The organism is Micromonospora sp. LOL_013 (assembly GCF_048060315.1).
Classification (GTDB): Bacteria; Actinomycetota; Actinomycetes; order Mycobacteriales; family Micromonosporaceae; genus Micromonospora_E.
The window spans coordinates 63,750-88,280 of record NZ_JBHMIQ010000020.1; the positions used below are offsets into that span (position 1 = coordinate 63,750).

The 24,531-nt window shown below is 71.2% G+C and carries 24 protein-coding genes; 8 read left to right on the plus strand and 16 right to left on the minus strand.

From position 1 onward, the window contains the following. Positions 1-31: 31 nt before the first annotated feature. A complete protein-coding gene (hemE, locus tag ACFHWS_RS15190; protein WP_416555720.1) occupies positions 32-1,138 on the minus strand; it encodes a uroporphyrinogen decarboxylase in 1,107 nt (368 codons plus the stop codon). A gap of 151 nt (positions 1,139-1,289) precedes the next feature. Between hemE and ACFHWS_RS15195 the strand changes: the two genes are divergently transcribed. Continuing rightward, positions 1,290-1,865 carry a DUF3000 domain-containing protein gene (locus tag ACFHWS_RS15195; RefSeq protein ID WP_416555721.1) on the plus strand — a complete coding sequence of 192 codons (576 nt, stop codon included), beginning with the start codon at positions 1,290-1,292 and terminating at the stop codon, positions 1,863-1,865. A 5-nt stretch (positions 1,866-1,870) separates the two neighbouring features. On the opposite strand, the gene ACFHWS_RS15200 is transcribed toward ACFHWS_RS15195, so the two are convergent. Continuing rightward, the gene (locus ACFHWS_RS15200; RefSeq protein WP_416568394.1) at positions 1,871-2,902 is read right to left on the minus strand and encodes a S1C family serine protease; all 1,032 of its coding nucleotides are present in this window, start codon (positions 2,900-2,902) and stop codon (positions 1,871-1,873) included. Between the two features lie 229 nt (positions 2,903-3,131). Here ACFHWS_RS15200 and ACFHWS_RS15205 point away from each other — a divergent pair, with 229 nt between their 5' ends. After that, entirely contained in the window at positions 3,132-4,454 is a 1,323-nt protein-coding gene (locus ACFHWS_RS15205) for an HRDC domain-containing protein (protein ID WP_416555723.1), read from the plus strand. 66 nt (positions 4,455-4,520) lie between these two features. Here the strand turns inward: ACFHWS_RS15205 and galE are convergent, their stop codons facing one another. Next, a complete protein-coding gene (gene galE / locus ACFHWS_RS15210; protein WP_416555724.1) occupies positions 4,521-5,522 on the minus strand; it encodes a UDP-glucose 4-epimerase GalE in 1,002 nt (333 codons plus the stop codon). A gap of 263 nt (positions 5,523-5,785) precedes the next feature. Here galE and ACFHWS_RS15215 point away from each other — a divergent pair, with 263 nt between their 5' ends. Next, complete coding sequence (locus ACFHWS_RS15215) at positions 5,786-6,997, plus strand: thiolase family protein (RefSeq protein WP_416568395.1); 1,212 nt, start codon at positions 5,786-5,788, stop codon at positions 6,995-6,997. Next, on the plus strand, positions 6,997-9,063 hold the full coding sequence (locus tag ACFHWS_RS15220) for a 3-hydroxyacyl-CoA dehydrogenase NAD-binding domain-containing protein (RefSeq protein ID WP_416555726.1): 2,067 nt from the start codon (positions 6,997-6,999) through the stop codon (positions 9,061-9,063). The genes ACFHWS_RS15215 and ACFHWS_RS15220 overlap by 1 nt, the downstream gene beginning before the upstream one ends. Positions 9,064-9,158: 95 nt before the next feature. Here the strand turns inward: ACFHWS_RS15220 and ACFHWS_RS15225 are convergent, their stop codons facing one another. The 4 genes from ACFHWS_RS15225 to ACFHWS_RS15240 all read right to left on the minus strand — a co-directional run bounded on the left by ACFHWS_RS15225 (position 9,159) and on the right by ACFHWS_RS15240 (position 12,138). Beyond that, complete coding sequence (locus tag ACFHWS_RS15225; RefSeq protein ID WP_416555727.1) at positions 9,159-9,461, minus strand: DUF6342 family protein; 303 nt, start codon at positions 9,459-9,461, stop codon at positions 9,159-9,161. Between the two features lie 410 nt (positions 9,462-9,871). Then, positions 9,872-11,047: a sensor histidine kinase gene (locus ACFHWS_RS15230; RefSeq protein ID WP_416555765.1), complete on the minus strand. Its 1,176-nt coding sequence runs from the start codon at positions 11,045-11,047 to the stop codon at positions 9,872-9,874. 68 nt (positions 11,048-11,115) lie between these two features. Continuing rightward, positions 11,116-11,802, minus strand: coding sequence for a response regulator transcription factor (locus tag ACFHWS_RS15235; protein ID WP_416555728.1), 687 nt, complete (start codon positions 11,800-11,802; stop codon positions 11,116-11,118). A 135-nt stretch (positions 11,803-11,937) separates the two neighbouring features. Then, positions 11,938-12,138: a substrate-binding domain-containing protein gene (locus ACFHWS_RS15240; protein WP_416555766.1), complete on the minus strand. Its 201-nt coding sequence runs from the start codon at positions 12,136-12,138 to the stop codon at positions 11,938-11,940. Here ACFHWS_RS15240 and ACFHWS_RS15245 point away from each other — a divergent pair. Then, positions 12,053-12,502 carry a hypothetical protein gene (locus tag ACFHWS_RS15245; RefSeq protein WP_416555772.1) on the plus strand — a complete coding sequence of 150 codons (450 nt, stop codon included), beginning with the start codon at positions 12,053-12,055 and terminating at the stop codon, positions 12,500-12,502. The two genes, ACFHWS_RS15240 and ACFHWS_RS15245, sit on opposite strands and share 86 nt — an antisense overlap. Positions 12,503-12,627: 125 nt before the next feature. Here the strand turns inward: ACFHWS_RS15245 and dxs are convergent, their stop codons facing one another. The 3 genes from dxs to ACFHWS_RS15260 all read right to left on the minus strand — a co-directional run bounded on the left by dxs (position 12,628) and on the right by ACFHWS_RS15260 (position 18,266). After that, entirely contained in the window at positions 12,628-14,619 is a 1,992-nt protein-coding gene (gene dxs / locus ACFHWS_RS15250) for a 1-deoxy-D-xylulose-5-phosphate synthase (RefSeq protein ID WP_416555729.1), read from the minus strand. Positions 14,620-14,809: 190 nt separating this feature from the next. Continuing rightward, positions 14,810-16,135: a class I SAM-dependent RNA methyltransferase gene (locus ACFHWS_RS15255; protein ID WP_416555730.1), complete on the minus strand. Its 1,326-nt coding sequence runs from the start codon at positions 16,133-16,135 to the stop codon at positions 14,810-14,812. Positions 16,136-16,139: 4 nt separating this feature from the next. Continuing rightward, positions 16,140-18,266 (minus strand): APC family permease, encoded by a 2,127-nt coding sequence (locus tag ACFHWS_RS15260; protein WP_416555731.1) that lies wholly within the window; start codon positions 18,264-18,266, stop codon positions 16,140-16,142. Positions 18,267-18,441: 175 nt separating this feature from the next. On the opposite strand from ACFHWS_RS15260, the gene ACFHWS_RS15265 reads away from it, so the two are divergent. Together ACFHWS_RS15265 and ACFHWS_RS15270 are read left to right on the plus strand one after the other, a co-directional pair. Further along, complete coding sequence (locus ACFHWS_RS15265) at positions 18,442-19,107, plus strand: potassium channel family protein (RefSeq protein ID WP_278168158.1); 666 nt, start codon at positions 18,442-18,444, stop codon at positions 19,105-19,107. After that, entirely contained in the window at positions 19,107-19,841 is a 735-nt protein-coding gene (locus ACFHWS_RS15270; protein ID WP_416555732.1) for a potassium channel family protein, read from the plus strand. Before ACFHWS_RS15265 ends, ACFHWS_RS15270 begins: the two co-directional genes overlap by 1 nt. Before the next feature lie 29 nt (positions 19,842-19,870). Here ACFHWS_RS15270 and ACFHWS_RS15275 read toward each other — a convergent pair whose 3' ends face one another. The 4 genes from ACFHWS_RS15275 to dut form a co-directional block, all read right to left on the minus strand. After that, a complete protein-coding gene (locus ACFHWS_RS15275) occupies positions 19,871-20,551 on the minus strand; it encodes a DUF3159 domain-containing protein (protein ID WP_416568396.1) in 681 nt (226 codons plus the stop codon). Between the two features lie 49 nt (positions 20,552-20,600). Continuing rightward, positions 20,601-20,981, minus strand: a complete 381-nt coding sequence (locus ACFHWS_RS15280) for an OB-fold nucleic acid binding domain-containing protein (protein WP_278168155.1) — start codon at positions 20,979-20,981, stop codon at positions 20,601-20,603. Positions 20,982-21,144: 163 nt separating this feature from the next. Beyond that, complete coding sequence (locus tag ACFHWS_RS15285) at positions 21,145-21,783, minus strand: DUF3710 domain-containing protein (RefSeq protein WP_416555734.1); 639 nt, start codon at positions 21,781-21,783, stop codon at positions 21,145-21,147. Positions 21,784-21,814: 31 nt separating this feature from the next. Then, positions 21,815-22,312 carry a dUTP diphosphatase gene (gene dut / locus ACFHWS_RS15290; protein ID WP_278168153.1) on the minus strand — a complete coding sequence of 166 codons (498 nt, stop codon included), beginning with the start codon at positions 22,310-22,312 and terminating at the stop codon, positions 21,815-21,817. A 96-nt stretch (positions 22,313-22,408) separates the two neighbouring features. On the opposite strand from dut, the gene ACFHWS_RS15295 reads away from it, so the two are divergent. Next, entirely contained in the window at positions 22,409-22,966 is a 558-nt protein-coding gene (locus tag ACFHWS_RS15295; protein WP_416555735.1) for a DUF3093 domain-containing protein, read from the plus strand. A 10-nt stretch (positions 22,967-22,976) separates the two neighbouring features. On the opposite strand, the gene ACFHWS_RS15300 is transcribed toward ACFHWS_RS15295, so the two are convergent. Then, entirely contained in the window at positions 22,977-23,801 is an 825-nt protein-coding gene (locus tag ACFHWS_RS15300) for a hypothetical protein (protein ID WP_416568397.1), read from the minus strand. 95 nt (positions 23,802-23,896) lie between these two features. After that, positions 23,897-24,193, minus strand: coding sequence for a DUF4193 domain-containing protein (locus tag ACFHWS_RS15305; RefSeq protein ID WP_123600728.1), 297 nt, complete (start codon positions 24,191-24,193; stop codon positions 23,897-23,899). Positions 24,194-24,531 lie beyond the last annotated feature (338 nt).

Sequence of the window (24,531 nt, forward strand, 5' to 3'; positions counted from 1 at the left end):
GCCGGCCGGGCCTACCCGGGTGTGACGCGGGTCAGCGCTGCGACGTCTCGTGCACCAGGTCGACGACCCTGGTCAGCACGTCGGGGTCGGTCTCCGGCAGCACCCCGTGACCGAGGTTGAACACGTGTCCGGGGGCGGCGAGCCCGTCGGCCAGTACCCGCCGGACCTCGGTGCGCACCACCGGCCACGGCGCTAGCAGCAGACACGGGTCGAGGTTGCCCTGCACGGCACGGTCCGGGCCGATCCGCGCGGTCGCAGCGTCCAGCGGGGTACGCCAGTCCACCCCGACCACGTCCGCGCCGGCCTCGCCCATCGCTTTGAGCAGTTCGGCGGTCCCCACTCCGAAATGGATCCGGGGCACTCCGGCGTCGGCCAGGCCGTGCAGCACCGCCGCGGAGTGCGGCAGGACGTGCCGACGGTAGTCGGCCTCGGAGAGCGTCCCGGCCCAGGAGTCGAACAGCTGGATCGCGGCGACGCCCGCCGCGACCTGCACCCGGAGAAACTCCAGGGTGATCTCGGCGAGCCGGGCGCAGAGCGCGTGCCAGGTCTTCGGATCGCCGTACATCAGGGCCTTGGTCCGCCCGTGGGTACGTGACGGTCCGCCTTCGACCAGGTAGCTGGCCAGGGTGAACGGCGCACCCGCGAACCCGATCAGCGGAGTCTCACCGAGCGCGGCGACGAGCAGCCGAACCGCCTCGTCGACGAAGCCGATGTCATCCGGGGTGATCCGACGAAGCCGACCGACGTCGGCGGCGCTGCGGACCGGTTCGGCGATGACCGGCCCGGTGCCGGCGACGATCTCCAACTCTACGCCGGCCGCCGCCACCGGGACGACGATGTCGCTGAACAGGATCGCGGCGTCCACGCCGTGCCGCCGTACTGGCTGCATGGTGATCTCGGCGACCAGGTCCGGCCGCCGGCAGGACTCCAGCATGCCGATGCCGCTGCGCAGCTGGCGGTACTCGGGCAGCGAACGACCGGCCTGGCGCATGAACCACACCGGCGTGTGCGGCACCGGTTCCCGGCGGCAGGCCCGGACGAAGGCGGAGGTGGCCAGCGGTCCCGCCGGGTTCGGGGCCCGCGCGGGTGTGTCGGGTGTCGCGTCGTGGGCGGCGTTGCCCGGCGTCGTCGTGGTCATCGGCGCCTATGGTGTCACGGCTGCACGGCTGTTTTGCAGCCGCCGCCCCGATCCGGTCCTTGGCCGGCGAAACGCTGTCGTCGCGGTCACCGCCACTGGACCCCGGCGCGCCGATCCCCATCTGGTGGGAGCGCGGCCTAGGCTTTTGGCCATGGCCCCCCTTACCGCGTTGCCCGAGGCGTTCCACCGCGCCGTCGCCGGACTGCGCGCGGTGACCCCCCGGGAGGAAATCCAGATCGAGGAGGTCGGCGCCCCCCAGCGGCTGGCCCCCTACGCGTTCGCGTTGAGCGCCACGGTGCTACGTGGCTCGGACGAGGTGGCCACCGGGCGGTTGGTCCTGCTGCACGACCCGGACGGACACGACGCCTGGCAGGGCACTCTGCGCCTGGTGACCTACGTCACCGCGGACTTGGAGGTTGACCTGGTCGCGGACCCGCTGCTGCCGACCGTCGGCTGGACCTGGTTGACCGATGCGTTGGAGGTCCACGGGGCGGCCTACGGCGCGCTGGGCGGCACGGTCACCCAGACCTGCTCCACCCGGTTCGGCGAGCTGGCCGGCCCGCCTGCGGGTGGCGACATCGAGATCCGCGCCTCGTGGACGCCGTCGACCACTGGGCTCGATGCCCATCTGAGGGCCTGGTGTGCCCTACTGGCGTCGACCGCCGGTCTGCCGCCGCCGGGGGTGACGGTGCTGCCGGGCCGGCGGCGGTCGGCCGGCACGGCCTGACCCGGTCAGCAGATCTCGAACACGTCGCAGGCGGTACTGATAGGCACAGCCAGTCCGATCCCCTCTGCGTCGCGGGCCTTCGCGGTGGCGATGCCCACCACCTGCTTGCCGCTGTTGATCACCGGCCCGCCCGAGTTGCCGGGGTTGATCGGAGCGTCGAACTGGATGACCGGGCCGGTGCTGTCGTCGGCGTCCCGCAACGCGCTGACCACCCCGGTGGTCACCGAGTCGACGAGCCCGAGCGGGGCCCCGACGACCACGATCTGCTGACCGGACTTGACCTCGTCGGGAGCTGGCGGCAGGCCGGGGAAGGAACGGTCGGTCCGCAGCTGCGCCACGTCGCTGTCCTCGTCCACCGCGACGACCGCGGCCTCAATTCGTTCACCGTCGCGCTCCAGGAAGACCCGCCGGTTGCCGGCCAGATAGCTGGGCTCGACGACGTGATAGTTGGTCAGCAGATTGGTGCCGCCGTCGGCTGACTCGCCCACTGCGAAGGCCGTGCCGGTGAACCGCCCGGCGCTGACCCGGAAGACGCTGGGCAGCACCGCCGTGGCGATCGCCTCGGGGTCGAAGGCCGCGCCGACCTGCCGTTCCAGCTCGGCGGCGCGCGCCTCGACCAGATCGAAGCGGTCGGCGTCGGCTCCCTGCGCCCGGGTCAGCCGCTGGTCGACCTCGGCGAGTCGGGTGGTCAACTGGCGGATCTGGTACGTCTGGAAACCCGCCAGGCCGGCCAGGAGCAGGACCAGCAGCAGCGCGGTCGCCCCTGGCCATCCCCGCCGGGCCGAGGTGACCCGGCGGAGCTGGTCGGCCGGCGGCGCCCACGAGCCCGGGCGGTCCGAGGTCGCGCCGGCCGGCGACCAAGACATCGACGCCTCGGGAGCGGATGGCGGCTCGCCGGCGGCAGGAGCCTTCTCGGCGACGTAGGCGTCCTCGACGGTGCGGGCCGCCGGCGGCGTATGCGCCTCCGGCGCGGCATGTCGCGGGCCCGCGTCGTCGGGGACAGCGACGGAGCGTGGATCGTCGTACCCACTGGTCATATCGTGGCAGCCTCTCCTTCACCGCGGCAGCCGGCCCACCTGCCGCTGAGCGGCGATACGACCGTACCGGGCAGTACGGTGTTTGTCGTCACCTCTCGCCCGGTGATACACGATTGCCACCCGCTGGACACCTCACCGGGGTGTCGCCGGTCAACTCGGCCCGGCTCGGAGCCGACGCGCCGGTGACACCTCGTGCGGCCGGCGGCAGGCCGGGCACTAGGGTTGTCAGGTGACCGACGAATCCCCCCTGCGCCGTCGGACCGCGCAACGCCCAGCAGGGAGCGAGCCGCACCACCCGCTGGCGCAGCCGCCGGCGTCCGATGGCGGGGGGTCCGACTCCTCGCCCGGCGGGCCCGTTGCGCTGACCGCTCCCCGCGACGGCACCCCTGCACCGGTGGCCGACGACGACGCTCTCGCCGAGGCCGTTGCCCGGTTCGCTGCCGGCTCCGGTCCGGTCGCCATCGACGCCGAGCGCGCCTCCGGATACCGATACACCCAACGCGCCTATCTGCTGCAGCTACGCCGGGCGGGTGCCGGTACGGCGCTGATCGACCCGCTGCCGCTGCCTGAGCTGGGCGTGCTCGACGCCGCGATCGCCGATGCCGAATGGGTGCTGCACGCCGCCAGCCAGGATCTGCCCTGCCTGGCCGATGTCGGGTTGCGCCCACGCCGGTTGTTCGACACCGAGTTGGCCGCCCGGCTGGCCGGCTACGAGCGGGTGGGGTTGGCCGCGCTGACCGAGGCGCTGCTCGGCTTCTCGTTGGAGAAGCACCACTCCGCCGCCGACTGGTCGACCCGCCCGCTTCCGGAGTCGTGGCTGACCTACGCGGCGCTCGACGTCGAACTGCTGGTCGAGCTGCGGGACGTACTCGCCCTGGAGTTGGAACGCCAGGGCAAGCAGCAGTGGGCGGCCGAGGAGTTCGCCGCCCTGGTCGCCTGGGGCAGCCAGCCGACCCGGGTGCGGCCGGAGCCGTGGCGGCGGACCTCCGGCATCCACCGGGTGCGCGGAGCGCGGGCCCAGGCCCGGGTACGCGCGTTGTGGCAGGCTCGGGACAACGTCGCCGCCCGCCGCGATTCGGCACCGGGCCGGGTGCTGCCGGATTCGGCGATCATCGCGGCGGCCGAACTCGACCCCCGGGACGAGCGGGCCCTGCTGGCGTTGCCTGGCTTCAACGGCCGCTCGGTCCGGCGGTTGGCGGGGATCTGGCTGGACGCGCTGGACGTCGCCCGCGCCCTGCCCGACGACGCCCTGCCGACCACGCCCCCGCTCGACGGCCCTCCCCCGCCGCACCGCTGGGCGGAACGGGATCCGGCGGCCGCGGCACGGCTGGCCCGTTGCCGGGAGGTGGTGATCCGCACGGCCGCGGCGAACCTGCTACCGCCGGAGAACCTGATCGCGCCGGACTCGGTCCGCCGGCTCGCCTGGACTCCGCCAGAGGAGATCAGCGACGAGTCGGTGGCGGCGACGTTGCAGGGGTTCGGTGCCCGCACCTGGCAGGTGTCGCTGATCGTGGCGGAGCTGAGCGCCGCGCTGCGGGACCCGCCGCGGTAGGCCGCCGCGGCGGGTCGCCAGGAACGTCACGATTAAGGTCGCTGTCGACGCGGCCGGACGCCGTGCTCAGTCGTCGAGCACCTGGTCCCGCCGCGCCGACCAGGCCAACGAGTGCCGGATGCCGTCGGCGATGGACAGCTCGGGCTTCCAGTCGAGCAGCCGACGCGCCCGTACGCTGCGGGTGTACGAGCCGGCGGCGTCCCCGGGGCGGGGCCCGGTCTCCCGGACCCGCAGCGGCTGGTCGACCACTGAGCGGAAGGCCTCGACGAACTCACGCACCGTGGTGCCGTCGCCGGTGCCGAGGTTGAGCACCTCGTAGCGGCGGTCGGCGCCGACCGGCAGAATCTCGTCGAAATGGCGCAACGCCTGCACGTGCGCCCGGGCCAGGTCCCAGACGTGGATGTAGTCGCGGATTCCCGAGCCGTCACGGGTGGGCCAGTCGACCCCGGTGATGGTGAACTCGGCCCCGGTCTGCACGGCGGTGATCAGCTTGCCGAGGACGTGGGTGGGCTGGCGGATCTGCAGGCCGGTGCGCAGCTGCGGGTCAGCGCCGATCGGGTTGAAGTAGCGCAGCGACAGCGCCCGCAGCGGCATGGCGGCGGCGCAGTCGGCGAGCAGCATCTCCATCACCGCCTTGGTCCGCGCGTACGGGCTGGTCGGCTCGAGCGGCGAGGACTCGTCGACGGAGAAGTCCGCACCCGGCCGGTAGATCGACGCCGAGGAGCTGAACAGGTACCGCTCGGCTCCGTTGCGGGCCACGTGCTCGATGAAGTCGATCGACTTCGCGACGTTCTCCCGGTAGTAGCGCAGCGGTTCGGCGACCGATTCGGGCACCACGATCAGCGCCGCGGCGTGCACCACCGCACGGATGTCCGGGTGTTCGGCGAAGATCCGGTCGATCAGGGCACCGTCGGCGATGTCGCCCTGGTAGAAGATCCGGTCGCGGGTGAACTCAATTCGCCCGGTGCTCAGGTTGTCCAGCACCACCGGCTCGATGCCGTCGTCAAGGCACGCGGAGGCGATCGTACTGCCGATGAAGCCCGCGCCTCCGGCGATCAGAACCTTCACCGTGTCTCCTCTGTTGGATTGTCGTCCGTCTGGGGTTGGTCGTCCGTCGCCCGTCCGGCGGGTCGCGAATGTCCGGTGCGGGCGGTGGCACACGATTGACAATCACGGTACCGGAGCCGGATCGGACCGATCCGCCGGAGGAGACTCCCGACCGGTGCCCCTGGTGTGGCCCGGGCCACACCAGGGGCACCGGTCGACATTTGTTACCGACAAGTAGCATGGAGGTCTGCCCCGCGTATCCAGGCCGGCAAGGAGGCCCCATCGTGCCGCGTGAAGTCCGGGACGTCGTCTTCGTCGACGGCGTCCGTACCCCGTTCGGCAAAGCCGGCGGGATGTACGCCCACACCCGCGCCGACGATCTCGTCATCCGCTGCATCCGCGAACTGCTGCGGCGCAACCCGCAACTACCCCCCGACCGGGTCGAAGAGGTAGCCATCGCGGCGACCACCCAGACCGGGGACCAGGGGCTCACCATCGGTCGCACCGCCGCGCTCCTGGCCGGGCTACCCAAGACGGTGCCCGGCTTCGCCATCGACCGGATGTGCGCCGGCGCGATGACTGCGGTCACCTCGGTGGCCGGCGGCATCGCGATGGGCGCCTACGACGTGGCGATCGCTGGCGGGGTCGAACACATGGGCCGGCACCCGATGGGCGAAGGCGTCGACCCCAACCCGCGCATCCTGGCCGAGAAGCTGGTCGACCCGTCCGCGCTGATCATGGGCGCGACCGCAGAGAACCTGCACGACCGGCTGCCCGGCATCACCAAGGCACGCGCCGACGCCTTCGCCCTCGCCTCCCAGGTCAAGACCGCCAAGGCGTACGCCAACGGCAAGCTGCAGCCCGACCTGGTCCCGGTGGCGGTCCGCGACCCGGAGGCCGGCTGGGGGCTGGCCACCGTCGACGAGGCACCCCGGGAGACCTCCCTGGAGAAGCTGGCCACTCTCAAGACCCCGTTCCGGCCGCACGGGCGGGTCACCGCCGGCAACGCCGCCGGGCTCAACGACGGCGCGACCGCCAGCGTGGTCGCCGCCGAGGACGTGGCCCGTGAGCTGGGTCTGCCGGTGGCGATGCGGCTGGTCTCGTACGGCTTCGTCGGCGTGGAGCCGGAGGTGATGGGCGTCGGCCCGATCCCAGCGACCGAGAAGGCCCTGCGGCTGGCCGGGCTGGGCATCGACGACATCGGCCTGTTCGAGCTGAACGAGGCATTCGCCGTCCAGGTGCTGGCCTTCCTCGACCACTTCGGCGTCGACGCCGACGACCCACGGGTCAACCCGTGGGGTGGCGCCATCGCCATCGGGCACCCGCTGGCCTCCTCCGGCGTACGGCTGATGACCCAGCTGGCCCGGCAGTTCGCCGAACATCCCGAGGTGCGCTACGGGCTGACCGCCATGTGCATCGGCATCGGCATGGGCGGCTCGGTCATCTGGGAGAACCCGGCCTGGACCGGCCCGGCAGAGCAGGGAGACGAGAACTGATGCTGCACAATCCCGACGAGGTGGTCACCCGGGCGCTGGTCCGGCAGGTGCACGTGCCCGGACTGGACCGGCCCGCCGCGCTGATCACCCTGGACAACGGTCTGGACCACCGCAAACCCAACACTCTCGGGCCGGCCGGGCTGGCCGGTCTGGATGCGGCGATCACCGAGGCGCTGGCCGGCGAGCCGGCCTTCGTGGCGGTCACCGGCAAGCCGTACGTTTTCTGCGTCGGCGCCGACCTCACCGCGATGCCGCAGCTCGTCGACCGTGAGCAGGCGCTGGAGATCGGCCGGACGGGCCACCGGATCTTCGCCCGGCTGCGCGACAGCGCAGTGCCGACCTTCGCCTTCGTCAACGGTGCCGCGATGGGTGGCGGGCTGGAACTCGCCCTGCACTGCCACTACCGGACGCTGTCCGGCGGAGCGGGTCCGCTGGCCCTGCCGGAGGTGTCCCTCGGTCTGGTGCCGGGCTGGGGAGGCACCCAGTTGCTGCCGAACCTGATCGGCATCCCGGCCGCCGCGCAGGTGATCATCCAGAATCCGTTGACCCAGAACAAGATGCTCAAGCCGAAGCAGGCTGCGGAAATGGGCATCGCCGACATCCTGCTCGAACCGGCCGATTTCCTGGAGCAGTCCCTGCAGTGGGCGGCCAGCGTGGTAGCCGGCGTGGTGACCGTCGACCGCCCGGAGGTCGACCGGGACATGTGGGACGGGGTGCTCTACTTCGCCCGCCAGCTGCTCGACCAGCGGTTGCACGGCGCGGTACCGGCCGCTTACCGGGCCCTCGACCTGCTTGCGCTGGCCAAGGAGACCCCGTTCGCCGAGGGCACAGCTGCCGAGGACGAGGCCCTCGCCGACCTGATCCTGTCCGAGGAGCTGCGCAGCGGGCTGTACGCGTTCGACCTGGTCCAGCGACGCGCCAAGCGGCCGGCCGGCGCTCCCTCGGCGGACCTGGCCCGGCCGGTCACCAAGGTCGGCGTCGTCGGGGCCGGGTTGATGGCCTCCCAGTTGGCGCTGCTGTTCGCCCGCCGACTGCAGGTGCCGGTGGTGCTCACCGACCTGGACCAGGCCCGGGTGGACGCCGGGCTGAGCTACGTGCACTCCGAGATTGAGAAGCAGGTGGGCAAGGGCCGAATCGACACCGGAACGGCGGCGAAGCTGCTGGCGCTGGTGAGCGGGTCGGTCGACAAGAGCACCTTCGCCGACGCCGATTTCGTCATCGAGGCCGTCTTCGAGGACCTCAAGGTCAAGAAGCAGGTGTGGGCCGAGGTTGAGTCGATCGTCGGCCCCGAAACGATCCTGGCCACCAACACCTCGTCGCTGTCCGTCTCCGACATGGCCGCCGACCTGGCCCACCCCGAACGGGTGGTCGGCTTCCACTTCTTCAACCCGGTCGCCGTCCTGCCCCTGTTGGAAATCGTTCGCGGGGAGCGGACCGACGACGTGGCCTTGGCCACCGCGTTCGCCATTGGCAAGCAGCTGCGCAAGTCCTGCGTGCTGGTGTCGGACGCCCCGGCCTTCGTGGTCAACCGGCTGCTGACCCGGTTCCTCGGCGAGATCTTCGCCGCAGTGGACGCCGGCACCCCGCCGGAGGTCGCCGACGCCGCGCTGGACCCGCTCGGCCTGCCGATGCGGCCGCTGGCCCTGCTGCAGCTGGTCGGCCCGCCGGTGGCCCACCATGTCGGCGGTACGTTGCAGGCCGCGTACCCCGACCGGTTCACGGTCAGCGACAACCTGCGGCGGATCGCCGAGTCCGGGCTGCCGCTGATGGTGGACGACGAGATGAATCCCGAGATCGGCAAGCTGCTGGAGGTCGGGTCGCAGCCGTTGACCGCCGAGCAGGTCCGGCAACGGGCCCTCGACGCGTTGGCGCAGGAGGCCCGGCTGATGCTCGACGAGGGTGTGGTCGCCGAACCACAGGACATCGACCTGTGCATGATCCTCGGCGCGGGGTGGCCGTTCCACCTCGGCGGGATCACCCCGTACCTGGACCGGACCGGCACCGCGCAGCGGGTGACCGGCCGGCGGTTCCTACCCGCCGGGGTGGCCAGCAGCCCAGCCGTTTGACCGGACGAAACGGAACGGGATGTCGAGGCCGCCGCCTCGGCCTCGACATCCCGTTTGCCGTCTGAGCTGGCCTACCTGCAGGACAAATTCCAGACCTACCGGTAGGACAAGTTCCTCTGACCCTCAATCACCCGGCCGGCGATGTACAGATCGCCATTCGAGTCGAGAACCGCAATGATCTTCTTTTGACTCCCGTAATGGGTCGTGAAGTAGATCTTGTCCGCTTCCTGCGAGGTCGAGTAGTTCGTGTTGACCGAGAGCTCGATACTGACCGGCGAACTGATCAGGACGTCCTTCTTGGGCGAGCTCTCGTAGACCTGGTTCTGCCGGAGCCGGATGCGCCCGTGAGTGTCACCCTCGTTCCAGTCCGTTGCGAGTCCAAGATCGACGTCGGGCATCGGATCTCCTTTCGTTTGCCCGGAATCCCTCCGGAAGGTCGACTTCCCTGGACGACCGAATCGGAGTCGATACACCTCAGCCAACGTGGCCTATTTCTCCCACCCGATCCGGCGCCAATTCAATGGTAGGACAGCCCCAACTACCTTGGCTAGACACAAAATTTGCCAGCAAGACTGACCAACATCTCTACCTCGATGCAATTTCCACGATGCCCGACCCAACCAACCGACCATTTCGCCACAAATGACTGACCCCCACCGCAACACCCGTTAATTCGAGAAGATGATTCACATAGCCAGTTCCGACAAAACATATTCATCGAACCGAAAGTCAAACCGGTGGAGTGAAGTGAACATTGCTGACACCGGTCCTCGGCAAGCGGGCCGCAGGGTCAGGGCGCGGTGGCAGGTCAGTTCCGACGTATCGGCGAGGCAGCCACCGGCAGTGGCGTGTCAGCAGCCGGCAGCATCAGGGTGACTTCAAGGCCGCCCCCGGGCTGGGCCACCGCGGACACCGTGCCGCCGTGCGCGTCGGCCACTGCCCGCACGATCGACAGACCCAGGCCGGATCCGCGCGCTCCGGTCCGTTCCCGGCCGCCCCGGCGGAACGGCTCGAACAGGCCCGGCACGTCGGCCTGGTCCACCTCGAAGCCGGTGTTGCCGACCAGCAGGTAGACGTGCGAGCCGTGGCTGCCGGTTCGCACCCACAGCCGGCCGTGCAGGTGGTTGTAGCGCACCGCGTTCTCGATCAGGTTGCCGGCCAACCGGTCCAGCAGGCTCGGGTCACCCACCACCACTGCCGGGTCCAGGGCGGTACGCACGTCCAACTTCAACCGGCGGGTCTCAGCCTGGACGGCCGACAACGCCGCGCAGACCCCCTCGGCCAAGTCCCGGGGCACCTTACGAACCAGCCGCCGGCCGGACTGCGCCTCGCTGCTGGCCAGCACCAGCAACGCGTCGAACAGCCCGTTGGCCCGCTCCGATGCGTCCCGGACCACCGTCGCCATCCGCTTGTACTCGGCCAGGTCAGCGGTGTCGTCGGCCATCGTCACGTCGATCTCGGTGCGCATCACCGCCAGTGGGGTACGCAGCTCGTGGGAGGCGTTGGCGACGAACCGCTTTTGAGCCTCGAACGACGCGCTGAGCCGGTCCAGCATGTCGTCGAAGGTCGCGGCAAGCTCGGCCACCTCGTCACCGGTGCCGGAGTAGCCGATCCGCTGGTCCAGGGTCTGTTCGCCGAGCCGCCGGGCGGTCGACGTCACTTGCTGCAGTGGACGCAGCGCCCGACCGACGACGGCGTACGCACCGACCACCCCGACCACGCTGATCGCCAGCAGCGCGACCAGCGCCTTGGCCAGCAGCTCACGGGATGCCCGCTCGACGATCCCGTCCTGCCAGGCGGCCGCGTCCAGTTCGCGACCGTCGGCGAGCACCACGGTGGTCCCGGGCACGAGCTGGTCCGCCGGGCGCAGCGCGTCGGTGACCAGCAGCCAGGCGAGTAGCACGAAGACGGCCAACGAGCCGACCAGCAGGACGGCGTTGAACAAGGTGAGCCGCAGCCGCAGGGTCGGCCGGGGGGTGCGCAGCGTCGGCCAGCGTCGACCCGGCGAACCCGTCGTTGACGCCGCCGGGGCGGCGGGTCCGGGCAGCCGGATCACTGGTACGCCTCGTCGGGCAGCTCCGGTCCGGCGACCCGGTACCCGGCACCGACCACGGTCTCGATCAGCGGAGGTTCCCCGAGCTTGCGGCGCAGCGTCATCACCGTCACCCGTACGGTGGTGGTGAACGGATCAGTGTTGGCGTCCCAGACCCGCTCCAGCAGCTCCTCGCTGGACACCACCGCGCCGCGCGCCTTGACCAGCTCCTCCAACACGCCGAACTCCTTGCGGGTGAGGTCGACCGGCTGGCCGTGCCGGGTGGCCACCCGGCGGGCGGGGTCAACGGTCAGGTCAGCGATGGTCAGCACCGGCGGGGCCGCCGGGGTGGCCCGCCGGCCAAGGGCCTGCACCCGGGCGACGAGCTCGGTGAACGCGAACGGCTTCGGCAGGTAGTCGTCGGCGCCCAACTGCAGACCTTCGACGCGGTCGGCGACGGTGCCGCTGGCGGTCAGCATCAGCACCCGGGTGAGAGCGCCGGAGCTGACCAGGTCCGCGCAGATCTGGTCACCGTGCACGCCGGGCAGGTCGCGGTCGAGCACCACCACGTCGTATCGGGTCACGAAGGCCATCTCATGTCCGGCGGAGCCGTCGTACGCCACGTCGACCGCCATGCCCTGCCGACGCAGCCCACGGACGATCGCGTCGGCGAGGTTCCGCTCGTCCTCGACCACCAGTACCCGCACCGCGACCTCCTGTACCCGTCCGGTCCCACCCTGCGCAGGCCGGCGTTAAGCCTGTGTGAAGCAGCTGGGATGAATCACAAACCAGTCGAATCGTGCCCGTCGACGGTGGGTACCCGTGGCGAACGCATGGACAGCTCAGGGCGCCGGCGGTGCGGTGCTCTGCCGTACCGTCGGGGTCGTCGCCAGCGCCAACCCGACTTGCCTGGTCTTCTCGCCACGCGCCAGCGCGAGAGCCAACTCGGTGGCGGTGGTGGCCATCGCAACCAACGGTTGGTCGATGGTGGTCAACGGAGGATCCACCAGCTCAGCCAATGGCGAATTGTCGAAACCCACCACGCTGAGGCCGACGGGATGCGCAGGCCGGCCTTTCACCCGGTACGACAGCAAGGTCGAGCAGGACCTCCTCAACACCTTCGATCGGGCGTACGACACCTTCATCTCCCGCGACATCCCGGTGGTCATCGGCGAGTGGGCCCTGCTCAGCTACGACTCAACCCCTTCGCCGGCAAAGCCACCAGCGGCGCCACCTGGACCTCCAACTCCTCTACCAAGGCCGCTCCCCAACTCCGGCGGCGACTACGGACTCCTGCCCTACCGGCCGGGCGTGCTGACCCTACCGGTGGTTCTTCCGCTGCTACCGACGTTGGCGGTCGGCGTCGACGACCGCACGACACCGGCCAGTGGATCCTCATCGCGTTGATCCAGCTTCTTCGTCCTGGACGGTACGTCCGGCCCGAACCGCTTCGGTCCCGACCCGAAGGACCCGCCGCAGTCGGCTGACGCGGGTACGACTCCCGTTGCCTCCGATGTGGTCAGACCGGATACTCAGCTGCGCCGGCCGACACCACGTCGGGTGGTGGACCGTCCGCCGGGAACGTCACCGACAAAGCCCGTGCCGCCCGGCGGATCGTTGTCCGGATCGTCCAGCCCGGAAATCCAGCCGGTCACGTCGCGCGCCACGTCCTGCGCGGTCAGCCGCAGCTCGGCGAGGATCTGCGTCCGGCTGCCGTGCGGATGCCAGTCGGCCGGTACACCGAGATCACGCAGCGGCACCGGCACGTCGGCATCGCGCAGCGCCTTGGCAACGGCGTCCCCGACACCGCCGGTACGTACCCCGTCCTCGACGGTGACCACCAGCCGGTGCGCGGCGGCGAGCTCGACCAGCTCGGCGGCGACCGGACGGACCCAGCGCGGGTCAACCACGGTCACCCCGTAGCCCTGCTCGGCGACCCGGGCCGCCACGTCGACGCCGAGGTGTCCGAACGCGCCGACGGCGACCAGTAGCACATCGTGCCGGTCGGACTCGACCAGCACGTCCACCCCGCCAACCCGACGTAGCGCCGGCAGGTCGGCGGCGACCGAACCGGTCGGGAAGCGCACCAGGGTCGGGCCGTCGTCGACCGCCACCGCCTCGCGTAGCTCCTCACGCAGGGTCGCCGCGTCCCGGGGAGCGGCGATCCGCAGCCCTGGCACCACGCCGAAGACCGACATGTCCCAGATGCCGTAGTGGCTAGGCCCGTCCGGGCCGGTCACTCCGGCCCGGTCCAGCACGAAGGTCACCGGCAGCTTGTGCATCGCCACGTCCAGCAGGACCTGGTCGAACGCCCGGTTGAGGAACGTCGCGTAGACCGCGACGACCGGGTGCAGTCCGCCCATCGCCAGCCCGGCGGCCGAGGTGGTGGCGTGCTGCTCGGCGATACCGACGTCGTACACCCGGTGCGGGTACTTGCGGGCCAGCGACGCGATGCCGGTCGGCTCGGCCATCGCCGCGGTGATCCCGACGACGTCGGGCCGCTCGTCGGCGACCGCCACCAGCTCGTCGGCGAAGACGTGGGTCCACTTCACCGCCGGGGCGGCCAGCAGCTTGCCGGTCTCCACATCGAAAGCGCTGCTCGGACCATGCAGGCAGTCGGCCTCGTCCTCCTCGGCCGGCCGGTAGCCGTACCCCTTGCGGGTCACCACGTGCACAATGACCGGACCGCCGAAACCCTTGGCCCGCTGCAACGCCGACTCGACGGCGGCCAGCTCGTGGCCGTCGATCGGGCCGACGTACTTGATGCCGAGATCCTCGAACATGGTCTGCGGCGCGACCGCGTCCTTGATGCCCTTCTTGACCGCGTGCAGCACCTCGTACATCGGCCGGCCGACCATCGGGGTGGCGCCGAGGGTGTCCTTGACCAGGTCGAGGACCTTCTCGTAGCCGGGGTTGAGCCGTAGCGCCGCCAGGTGGTCGGCCAGACCACCGATGGTCGGCGCGTACGACCGGCCGTTGTCGTTGACCACGATGACCAGCGGGTTGCGGGCACCGGCGATGTTGTTCAGCGCTTCCCAGCACATGCCGCCGGTCAGCGCCCCGTCGCCGACGACGGCGACCACGCTGCGCGCCTCGCCGCGCAACGCGTACGCCTTGGCCAGACCATCCGCATAGGACAGTGCGGTGGAGGCGTGCGAGTTCTCGATCAGGTCGTGCTCGCTCTCGGCCTGGCTCGGATAGCCGGACAGGCCACCGCGCTGGCGGAGCTGGTCGAAGGCGGCCTGCCGGCCGGTCAGGATCTTGTGTACGTACGCCTGGTGACCGGTGTCGAACAGGAACCGGTCCCGAGGTGAGTCGAAGACCCGGTGCATGGCGATGGTCAGCTCCACCACACCGAGGTTGGGTCCCAGGTGCCCGCCGGTGCGGGACACCTTGGCGACCAGGAAGTCGCGGATCTCGGCGGACAGCACCGCCAACTCGTCGGCGGAGAGCCGCTTGACGTCCTGAGGTGTGCGGACGGTGGCCAGCAAGCGGCCGTCGGATCCTGCCTCTGCCTGGCTCAATTTCGCTCCCAACTGCCCGGCGCGCGCCGATGTGCGGCGCTGGGCGGCTACCCGGCGGCGGCGTACGCTCCGGCCCGCGTACTGCGTCCGCCCATGACCGCAGAGTCTATCGGGATCGCGCCGCTGCGCAGCGCCGCCGACCAGTCGACGTGCGACCTGCCGGCCTGCCGGCGGATCCGGCCGACCGGGGTCATCGACCGGCGGCCGGGGTGAGCAGGGCGACGCACTCGACGTGCCGGGTCATCGGGAAGCAGTCGTAGCCGTGCAACGCCGTCAGCGACCAGCCGAGGTCGCGGAAGGTGCGCACGTCCCGGGCGAGCGCGGCCGGGTCGCAGGCAACGTAGGCGATGGCCCGCCGGGTGGCCGCTGCGATCCCGGCGACCACCCGGGCGCCCGCACCGGCCCGGGGTGGATCGAGCACCACCAGGTCGACCGGTCCGGTGATCCGGCGGCGGGTCAGCGCCGTCTCCACCCGGGCCGCGACCACCTCGATCCGGGGCAGGTCGGCCAGGTTGAGTCGGGCCGCAGCCACCCCGGCGGGCGACGATTCGACCATCGTGACCCGCCCGTGCGGCCCGGTCCGGCCGGCCACCGCGGCGGCGAACAGACCGGCACCACCGTACAGGTCCCACGCCGACTCGCCGGGACGGGGACGCAGCAGGTCCAGCACCGAGGTGACCAGGGTATCGGCGGCCGCCGGGTGCACCTGCCAGAACGCCCCGGCCGGCAACTGCCAGCGGCGGCCGGCGGCGGATTCGGTGATCTGCGTCACCGGACCGGGCAGCGCGTCGGACACCGCGTCGGGCAGGTCCGACTGCGCACCGGACCCAGCGCCGGACGTCCCCGCCGACCGGGGTGACGACCCGCCGACCGGGGTGACGACGACCTCGCCGGCGGTCGAGGCGACCACCTCGACCGCGTCGACACCCGGCCACCGACGTCCGCTTGCCGGCACCACGGGTGCCGCCTGCACGGTCGGGTGGGCGATCAGGCAGCGGTCCACCGGTACCACCTCGTGTGACCGGTGCTTGAGCAGGCCGGCCCGGTCCGCGGCGTCGACGGTGTAGCGCACCCGGGTCCGCCAGCCGAGCGGTCCACCCGGCAGCGGCCGGACCTGCGGCGCCAACCCGTCGACCTCGGTTTCGGTCAGCCCACCGAGCCGCCGCAACTGCTCCCGGACCACCGCCTCCTTCCAGGCCAGCTGACCGGCCACGGTGACGTGCTGCAGATCGCAGCCACCGCAACGGCCGGCGCCGGCGTACCGGCAGGGCGGCTCGACCCGGTCCGGGGCCGGTTCGTGCACGGTCACCGCGTCACCGCGCAGGTAGCCCCGGTGCGTCTCGGTGATCTCGATGGTGACCAGTTCGCCCGGCAGGGCGTGCCGGACGAAGACCACCTGGCCGTCGACCCGGGCGACGCAGTGCCCGCCGTGCGCCACAGCGCCCACCCGTACCGTCGTCCGATTGCCTTCCGCCAGGTCGGCCCGTGCTGGACTCCCGGCCCCTGCTGAACTCACGGCGTCACCTGTCACCGCGTACCTGCCCCTCCGACGCCGGCCGTTGGCCCCTTGGCCCGGCGGGATCCGCCGGCACCGTCGGCCCGGCCGGATCGGACGCGACAGCCAGATCGTCCGGGTCGACCGGGTCGACCGGATCAGTGGGCATCGGGCGCGGACCGCGCGCCGGGCCGCGACTGAGCGACTCGTCGTACCGGCTCAGGTCCCGGCCGACGCTCGATGCCAGCTGCCATGGGACGCTGGTCACCATCACCCCCGGTTCGAACAGCAGCCGGCCCTTGAGCCGCAGCGCGCTCTGGTTGTGCAGCAGGTTCTCCCACCAGTGGCCGACCACGTACTCGGGGATGAACACGGTGACCACGTCGCGTGGCGCGTCGCGACGCACCGACTTGACGTAGTCGATGATCGGCCGGGTGATCTCCCGGTACGGCGAGTCGACCACGGTCAGCGGCACCGGCAGCTCACGGCGGTCCCACTCGGCCTGCACCGCGCGGGTGTCCGCGTCGTCCACCCGTACGGTGAGCGCGGCCAGCGAGTCCGGGCGGGTGGCCTGGGCGTACGCGACCGCCCGCAGTGTCGGCAGGTGGACCTTGCTGACCAGCACCACGGCGTGGTTGCGGGCGGGCAGCACCGGCCGGCCCTCGACCGGGGTGAGTTCCCGGGCCACCGTGTCGTAGTGCCGGCGGATGCCGAGCATCAGCGCGTACACGCCGGCCATCGCGGCGATCGCGATCCACGCGCCGAGGGCGAACTTGGTGACCAGCACGACGACCAGGACGGCGCCGGTCAGCGTCATGCCGAACCCGTTGATCGCCCGCGCCCGGTGCATCCGACGGCGTACCGCCGGGTCCCGCTCGGTACGCAGTCGCCGGTTCCAGTGCCGCAGCATGCCGGCCTGGGACAGGGTGAACGAGACGAACACCCCGACGATGTAGAGCTGGATCAGCCGGGTCACCTCGGCCTGAAGCACCACGGTCAGCACGATCGCGAAGCCGGCAAGGAACAGGATGCCGTTGCTGAACGCCAGCCGGTCGCCCCGGGTGTGCAGCTGGCGGGGCAGGTACCGGTCCTGGGCGAGGATCGAGCCGAGCACCGGGAATCCGCTGAACGCGGTGTTCGCGGCAAGGAACAGGATCAGCGCGGTCACCCCGGCGGCGACGAAGAGCAGCACACCGGAGCCGAAGACGGTCTCGGCCAGCTGGGCCACCACCGTCTTCTGCACGTAGCCGTCCGGGCCGGACTCGATCTGCAGCGCCGGGTTCTCCACGAACTGCAGCCCGGTGAGCTGGGCCAGCCAGATGATCCCGGCGATCATGGTCACCGACAGCGCGCCGAGCAGCACCAGGGTGGTGGCCGCGTTGCGGCTCTTCGGTGGGCGAAACGCCGGCACGCCGTTGGAGATCGCCTCCACCCCGGTCAACGCCGCGCAGCCCGACGAGAAGGCCCGCAGCAGCAGGAACGCCATCGCGAAGCCGGTCAGGTCGACCCACTCGGCGGCGATGACCAGGTCCGCGCTGGCCGCGCGCAGGTCGTGCCCGAGGATGAAGATCCGGATCAGGCCGGTGGCGATCACCGCGGTGATCACGATGACGAAGCCGTACGTCGGGACGGCGAACATCCGCCCGGACTCCCGCACCCCGCGCAGGTTGAGGGCGGTGAGCGCCACGATGGCGGCCACCGCCACCGGCACCTTGTGCTCGGCCACGAACGGCAGCACCGAGCCGAGGTTGGCCACCCCGGAGGCGACCGAGACGGCGACAGTGAGTACGTAGTCGATCAGCAGGGCGCTGGCCACTGCGACGCCGAACCGAGGACCGAGGTTGACGGTGGCCACCTCGTAGTCGCCGCCGCCCGACGGGTAGGCGTGCACGTTCTGCCGATAGCTGGCGACCACGGTGACCATCACCACCGCCACCGCCAGAGTGACCCACGGCGAGTAGACGAACGCGGCCGCCCCGGCGATGGACAGGGTCAGCAGGATCTCGTCCGGCGCGTACGCCACCGAGGAGAGCGCGTCGGACGAGAAGACCGGCAGCGCCACCCGCTTGGGCAGCAGGGTGTGCTGGAGCCGGTCGGACCGGAACGGCCGGCCCAGCAGCAGCCGTTTGATCAGGGAGGTCGGACTGGCCACAAGCGCTAAGGGTACGGCCGTCCGGCTCCCGACGAATCCGGGTGGCTGATCACGCGGCCCGCCCGCCGGCACGGTACGGTCGGCGCGTCATCCGGCCGCCGCGTGGCAGGCTGGCAGGTGAACGTGGCGACCGAACCGGCACTCGTCCGACGGATCGCCCGGCGGGAGGGCTCAGGTGCACGTGGTGATCATGGGTTGCGGCCGGGTCGGCTCGACCCTGGCACACAACCTGGAGGACCGCGGCCACTCGGTCGCGGTGATCGACAAGGACGCCAACGCGTTCCGTCGGCTACCCAACGACTTCGCCGGCACCCGGGTCACCGGCTCCGGCTACGACCGCGACGTGCTGCAGTCCGCCGGAATCGAGCAGGCCGATGCGTTCGCCGCGGTCTCCAGCGGAGACAACTCCAACATCATCTCGGCCCGGCTGGCCCGCGAGACGTTCGGCGTGTCCCGGGTCGCCGCCCGCATCTACGACCAGCGGCGGGCCGAGGTCTACGAACGGCTCGGCATCCCGACGGTGGCGACCGTACGGTGGACCGCCGACCGGATGCTGCGTCACCTGGTCCCCGAAGGGCACGTGGAGATCTTCCGAGACCCGACCAGCACGGTCTCGATCGTCGAGGTGCCACTGCACCGGGAGTGGATCGGGCGGCCGCTGCAGGCGCTGGAGCGGGCGGCCGGCACCCGGGCGGCGTACCTGATGCGGTTCGGAATCGGCACGCTGCCGACCCCGTCCACCGTGCTGCAGGAGGGTGATCAGGTCTTCATGCTGGTCACCGACGACATCGCCGACGCCGTCACGTTGACCGCCAGCAGCCTGCCGGAAGGAGCGCGGTGATGCGGGTGGCCATCGCGGGTGCCGGCAACGTCGGCCGGTCCATCGCCCAGGAGCTGATCGGCAACGGCCATCAGGTGACCCTCGTCGAACGTAATCCCGCACTGGTCCTGCCGGACCGGGTGCCGGAGGCCGACTGGGTGTTGGCCGACGCATGCGAGGTGGCCAGTCTGGAGGACGTCGAGCTGAGCACGTACGACGTGGTCGTCGCGGCCACCGGTGACGACAAGGTGAACCTGGTGGTCTCGCTGCTGGCCAAGACGGAGTTCAGCGTGCCCCGGGTAGTGGCGCGGGTAAACCGGGCCGAGAACGAATGGCTGTTCACCGAGCAGTGGGGCGTCGACGTGGCGGTCAGCAAGCCACGGGTGATGGCGGCGCTGGTCGAGGAGGCGGTGACGGTCGGCGACCTGGTCCGGCTGATGACCTTCCGGCAGGGTGAGGCGAACCTGGTGGAGATCACCCTGCCGGTCGACGCCCCGTACGTCGGACATGCCGTCCGCACCGTGCCGCTGCCCCGCGACTCCGCCCTGGTGGCGATCGTCCGTGGCAAGCGGGTACTGACCCCCGGCCCGGACGACCCACTCGAACCCGGCGACGAACTCGTCTTCGTCTGCACCGCTGAGGTGGAGGACGAGGTCCGGGCGGTGGTCCTCGGGGCGGACAGCGTGGCCCGCACCCGGCGCGGCGGGCAACCGCCACCGCCGGTCCGCGGCGAGCAACCGCCACCGCAGGACTGAACCCCAGCCAGCGGACGGGCGGGCGGGCGTCAGTTCGACGCGGCCAGCACCGGTCCGGAGTCGTGGCGATCACGGTTGACCCGACGGACCACCCAGATGGTGATTGCCAGCAGCACTGCGTACGGCGGATAGCCGAGCAGCAGCCGGGAGACGCCCAGCGCGGTCTCCATCGACGCGACGTAGAAGCCGGCCTGTACACCGACTTTGAGCAGCCAGACGACGCCCCAGAGCACGGTCAGCCGGTTGAAGGTGCGGATCAGCACCGGGTCGGCGCGCCACTTGGAGCGGCCACCTGCCGCGAGCACCGACCAGATCCAGCCGACCAGCGGTTGGCGGATCACCACCGAGCCGAGCAGGGCCAGTCCGTAGCCGATGCCGTACAGGATGCCGGGCAGGTAGAAGTCGCGTTCCTCGCCGGTCCGCCAGGCGAGCAGGGCACCGATGCCGATGCCGAACAGCCCGTTGACCGCGTGCCGGATCGGACGGCGCTGCAGCAGCCGGACCACCGCGATACCGACCGCGACACTCACCGCCGCGATCAGCGCCACCGACAGGTCCCAGATGACGTTGCAGACCACGAAGACGGCGATCGGCACGCTCGACTCGACGAGCCCGCGCCAGCCGCCGAGCTGCTCGGCCATCTGCTCGGTGATGCTCGGCAGGCGTTCCTCGTCATTGCCGGCTGCCGGGGGGTGCTGTCGAGAAATCATTGGCACCGCCTTCCTTTGTTGGTGGCGGCGCCGGACGTGACCGGCCGGCTCACCGGGGGGATTCCAACTCGTAGTGCGGGTTGTAAATCACCTTACGGTCGTCGCGGACCGCGACCCGGCCGCGGGCGGTGAGCTGGCGGCCCGGTTCGATACCGGCGATCCGTCGCCGGCCCAGCCAGACCAGGGTGACGACGTCGCTACCGTCGTAGAGGTCGGCCTCCAGGCTCGGCAGGTTGGTCCGAGGGCAGTAGACCACGGTACGGAGCCGACCAGAGACCGAGACAACCTCGCCGCGGTGACACTGCCCGGCGGGGGTAGCTCCGCACTCGGCGCTCTCCCGCTGCAGCTGTTCGGCGTCCAGCTCGGCTTCGGTGGCGGCGAGCCGGCGCAGGAACCGGCGCAGCGACGGACGGCGTTCATCGATCGCCATGACCGTCTGCCCTCCTCGGCGTCGCCGGTGCGGCGCGGATCCACGTCGGGTGCGGACCGCCCCACCAGGGTACGCCGCGACCGGCACCGGCAAACTGGCCGGTGCCGCCCGGCCCATCGGTGCGCCCGGCCCGCCAGTGCCGCTACGGCGGGGCGGCGGCGCGCTACGGCGTGGCCGGCGGCGACTGCCGCGCCTGCTCGGCGAGTTCGCGGGGCAGCCGCAGCGGCAGCGGTTCGCGTACCGGCTTGGCTTCCTGACCGCGGTCGACGACCAGACCGTGCAGCACCTCGGTGAGCGTCGCGGCGGCCGACGGATCCACGGCGGCCGGGCCCTGGAACAGCGCCCGTACCATCCAGCGTGGTCCGTCGATGCCGACGAACCGCAGGTCGGTGCCGCCATCCGGGGTACGCACCTGGGCCAGCAGCTCAGGGCCGTACTCCCCGGTGGTCTCCCGGACGGTCGCCCCGTCGCGGCGCAGCGATTCGGTGATCTCGACGCGCACCTCGTCCCAGATGCCCTCGGTACGCGGTGCGGCGAAGGCCCCGAGCTGCAGCGCGCTGCCCCGGTTGGCGAGGACCACCTGCTGGATCGCCCCGTCCGGGTTGGCCTGGACCCGGACCTCGACCCCTTCGATCGCGGGGACCTGCAGGCTGCCCAGGTTGAGCCGGCGGACGCCGGTCGGGGCCTCGGTCACGTCGTACGGGCCCTGCGTCGGGTTGCCGGGCGCCAGGTCGTCGGTCTCGGGACCGACGGGTCCGTCCTGCGCGTGCCGGCCGCGCCCGCGGCCGCGGGAGAAGACCACGATGCCAACCTTCCGTATGCGCTGTCGTTGGTCAGCGGGCTGCCGGTTCGGCCGGGGTCGGCTGGGCCACGACGGACAGGCCGGCATGGCCGCCGGTCGAGCCGTGACCGGCGGAACCTCGCGCCGAGTCGGGCAACTCGTCAACGACAGAGAACTCTGCTGTTTCGACGCGTTGTATCACAAGTTGCGCTATCCGGTCACCTCGACAAATCCGTGCCGGCCGGGACAGATCGTGGTTGATCAGGTTCACCAGGATCTCACCGCGGTAGCCCGCGTCGACCGTACCGGGGGCGTTCAGCACGGTGACGCCCAGCCGCGCGGCGAGGCCGGAGCGGGGGTGGACCAGCCCGACGTACCCGGCCGGCAACGCGACCGCCACCCCGGTACGCACCAGCGCCCGCGCGCCGGGCGCCAACTCGGCGTCCTCGGCGGCGTACAGATCGGCTCCGGCGTCGCCGGGATGGGCGTAGCCCGGCACCGGCAGACCCGGATCGAGTCGGCGTACCGCCACCCGCACCGTGTCAGACATGAACCCCACCCTCTCCGCCACCACCGACCGGGACGACTCCTGCGGACCACAGGCCGCCGAACACACCCCGCTGCCGGGTCCGTACCCTCGGATGACGTGGCATCCGCTTCCGCCGAACCCGACACACCGTACCGGGCCGTCGTGCACTACCGGGAGCGACTCCGCCTGCCGTGGTGGCTCTGGGTGGGCGGGTCGGCGCTCGCCGCCTTCCTGGCGGCCGAGATCTGGATGGGCACCTCCGGGGTCCGGGCCTGGCTGCCGTTCAGCGTGCTGCTGCCGTCGACCGTCGCCGGCCTGTGGTGGCTGGGGCGAATCCCGATCCGGGTCACCTCGGACGAGCTCCAGGTCGACGACGCCCGACTTCCCCTGCGGTACGTGGCCGAGGTCGTCGCTCTGGACGGGGACGGGCGCCGGGAACTGCTCGGAGTAGGCGCCGACCCACTGGCGTTCGTCATCCAACGGCCGTGGATCGCCGGCGCCGTACAGGTCGTACTGAATGATCCGGCGGACCCCACGCCGTACTGGGTGGTGAGTACCCGGGATCCGGTCCGGTTGGCCGGCGAGATCCGCGCCGCCCAGCAGAGCCAGGCAGCCGGCGCGACCGGTGACCGCGCGACGGATGGCGGCGCCGCTGCCGACCCGCCGGCCAGCTGAGACGCCCGGATCATTCGGGCCGTGGGCGCACGCCTCCGATCGCCGGTGGGGCCGGCGGATGCATCAGACCGAGCGCCCGCCGCTGGCTACGCAGGTCGGCGCGGACGCGGTCGGCGAGTGCCCGGGTCGCCCGACGGTTGAGGTAGCTGGCCACCGCCGCGCCGGTCAGAAACGGGCCGAGGGTGGTGAGGTTGCGGCCGAACCGGCGAAGCAGCAGCTCACCCAGCTCGCGACGGGCCGCGGTGCCGAGCACCGCGGCCACTCCGACACCGGGCACCATCGGGTTGACGCCCCGCTGGTTGGCCCAGGCGTGGATCATGTTGACGGCGCGCTCCGTGCCGGCGCCGGGCACCGGTACGCCGTACACCTGGTGCAGCTCGCCGACCAGTTTGAGCTCCACGGCCACGACGGCGACCGTCTCGGCCGCCAGCAGTACCGGCGCGGACAGCAGGGTCGGGGTGACGGTCCACTGGACCGCCGAGACGCCGCCACCCGCCGCGCCGATCCCGGCGCTGACCCGGCTGGCGTTGCGAATCGACCGCTCGGCCAGCTCCTCGTCGTCGAGGTCCGGATGGTGCCGGCGCAACGTGGCCAGGTCACGGACCGGGAGGTACGGGGCGACGTCGGCCACCGCCTGGACCAGCCACCGGCCCGCCGCCGCTGGCTTGAACAGCTCGGTCACGCCGCGCCGACGCAGTTGTTCCACGAGCCGCCCCAGCAGGCGTCGCCGGTCGACCGGCGGAGTAGCGTCCCCGGTCAGTTCCGCCACTGTGGCGGCGAACCGGTCGGTCCCGGCCGAGTCGCCGTCCAGCGCGGAACGGTCGGGATCGGTCATGCTGCCTCCAGAGCCGACGGCCGGACGCGGTCACGGCGACTGCGGCGACCTCGTGTCGAGGTCGCCGCGTGTCCCCCTCTTCCCCCCATTTGTCGTCAGGTGCACTCGCGACAGATCAGCTCGTTGTTGCGCTCGACGGCGAGTTGGCTGCGGTGGTGGACCAGGAAGCAGCGCGCGCAGCGGAACTCGTCCGACTGCATCGGCAGCACCTTCACCGTCAGTTCCTCGTCCGCCAGGTCGGCACCGGGCAGCTCGAAGCTCTCGGCCACCTCGGCTTCGTCCACATCGACGGCGCCCGACTGTGAGTCGACGCGCCGTGCCTTGAGCTCCTCCAGGCTGTCCTCGCCGAGGTCGACCTCGTCGCGACGCGGAGCGTCGTAGTCGGTGGCCATCGGTTCACTCTCCCGTATCGTTCAGTCGCTTCCGGTGATAACGCCGGACGACGGTATTTCGGTTCCCGTGCGAGCCTTGGTGGGACCACGTCCCGGCGAAACGTCCCGTTTAGCGCCGTTTTGCGGTTGCCGCAGGAAACTCCCCCCGCGAGCGCGGTACCTTACCCCTCTCTGGCCGACGCATGTATACCGCCCTTGTGGGACTGATGTACGCCCAGACACCGGAAGTTGTTCCCAGTGTGACTCAGGCGACACGAAAATAGGGGTACCCGCAGGCCGATCGGCGCCGGCACGCCGGCCGGACGGCGAGCTGTTTACCGTGCCGTCCGGACAACCGC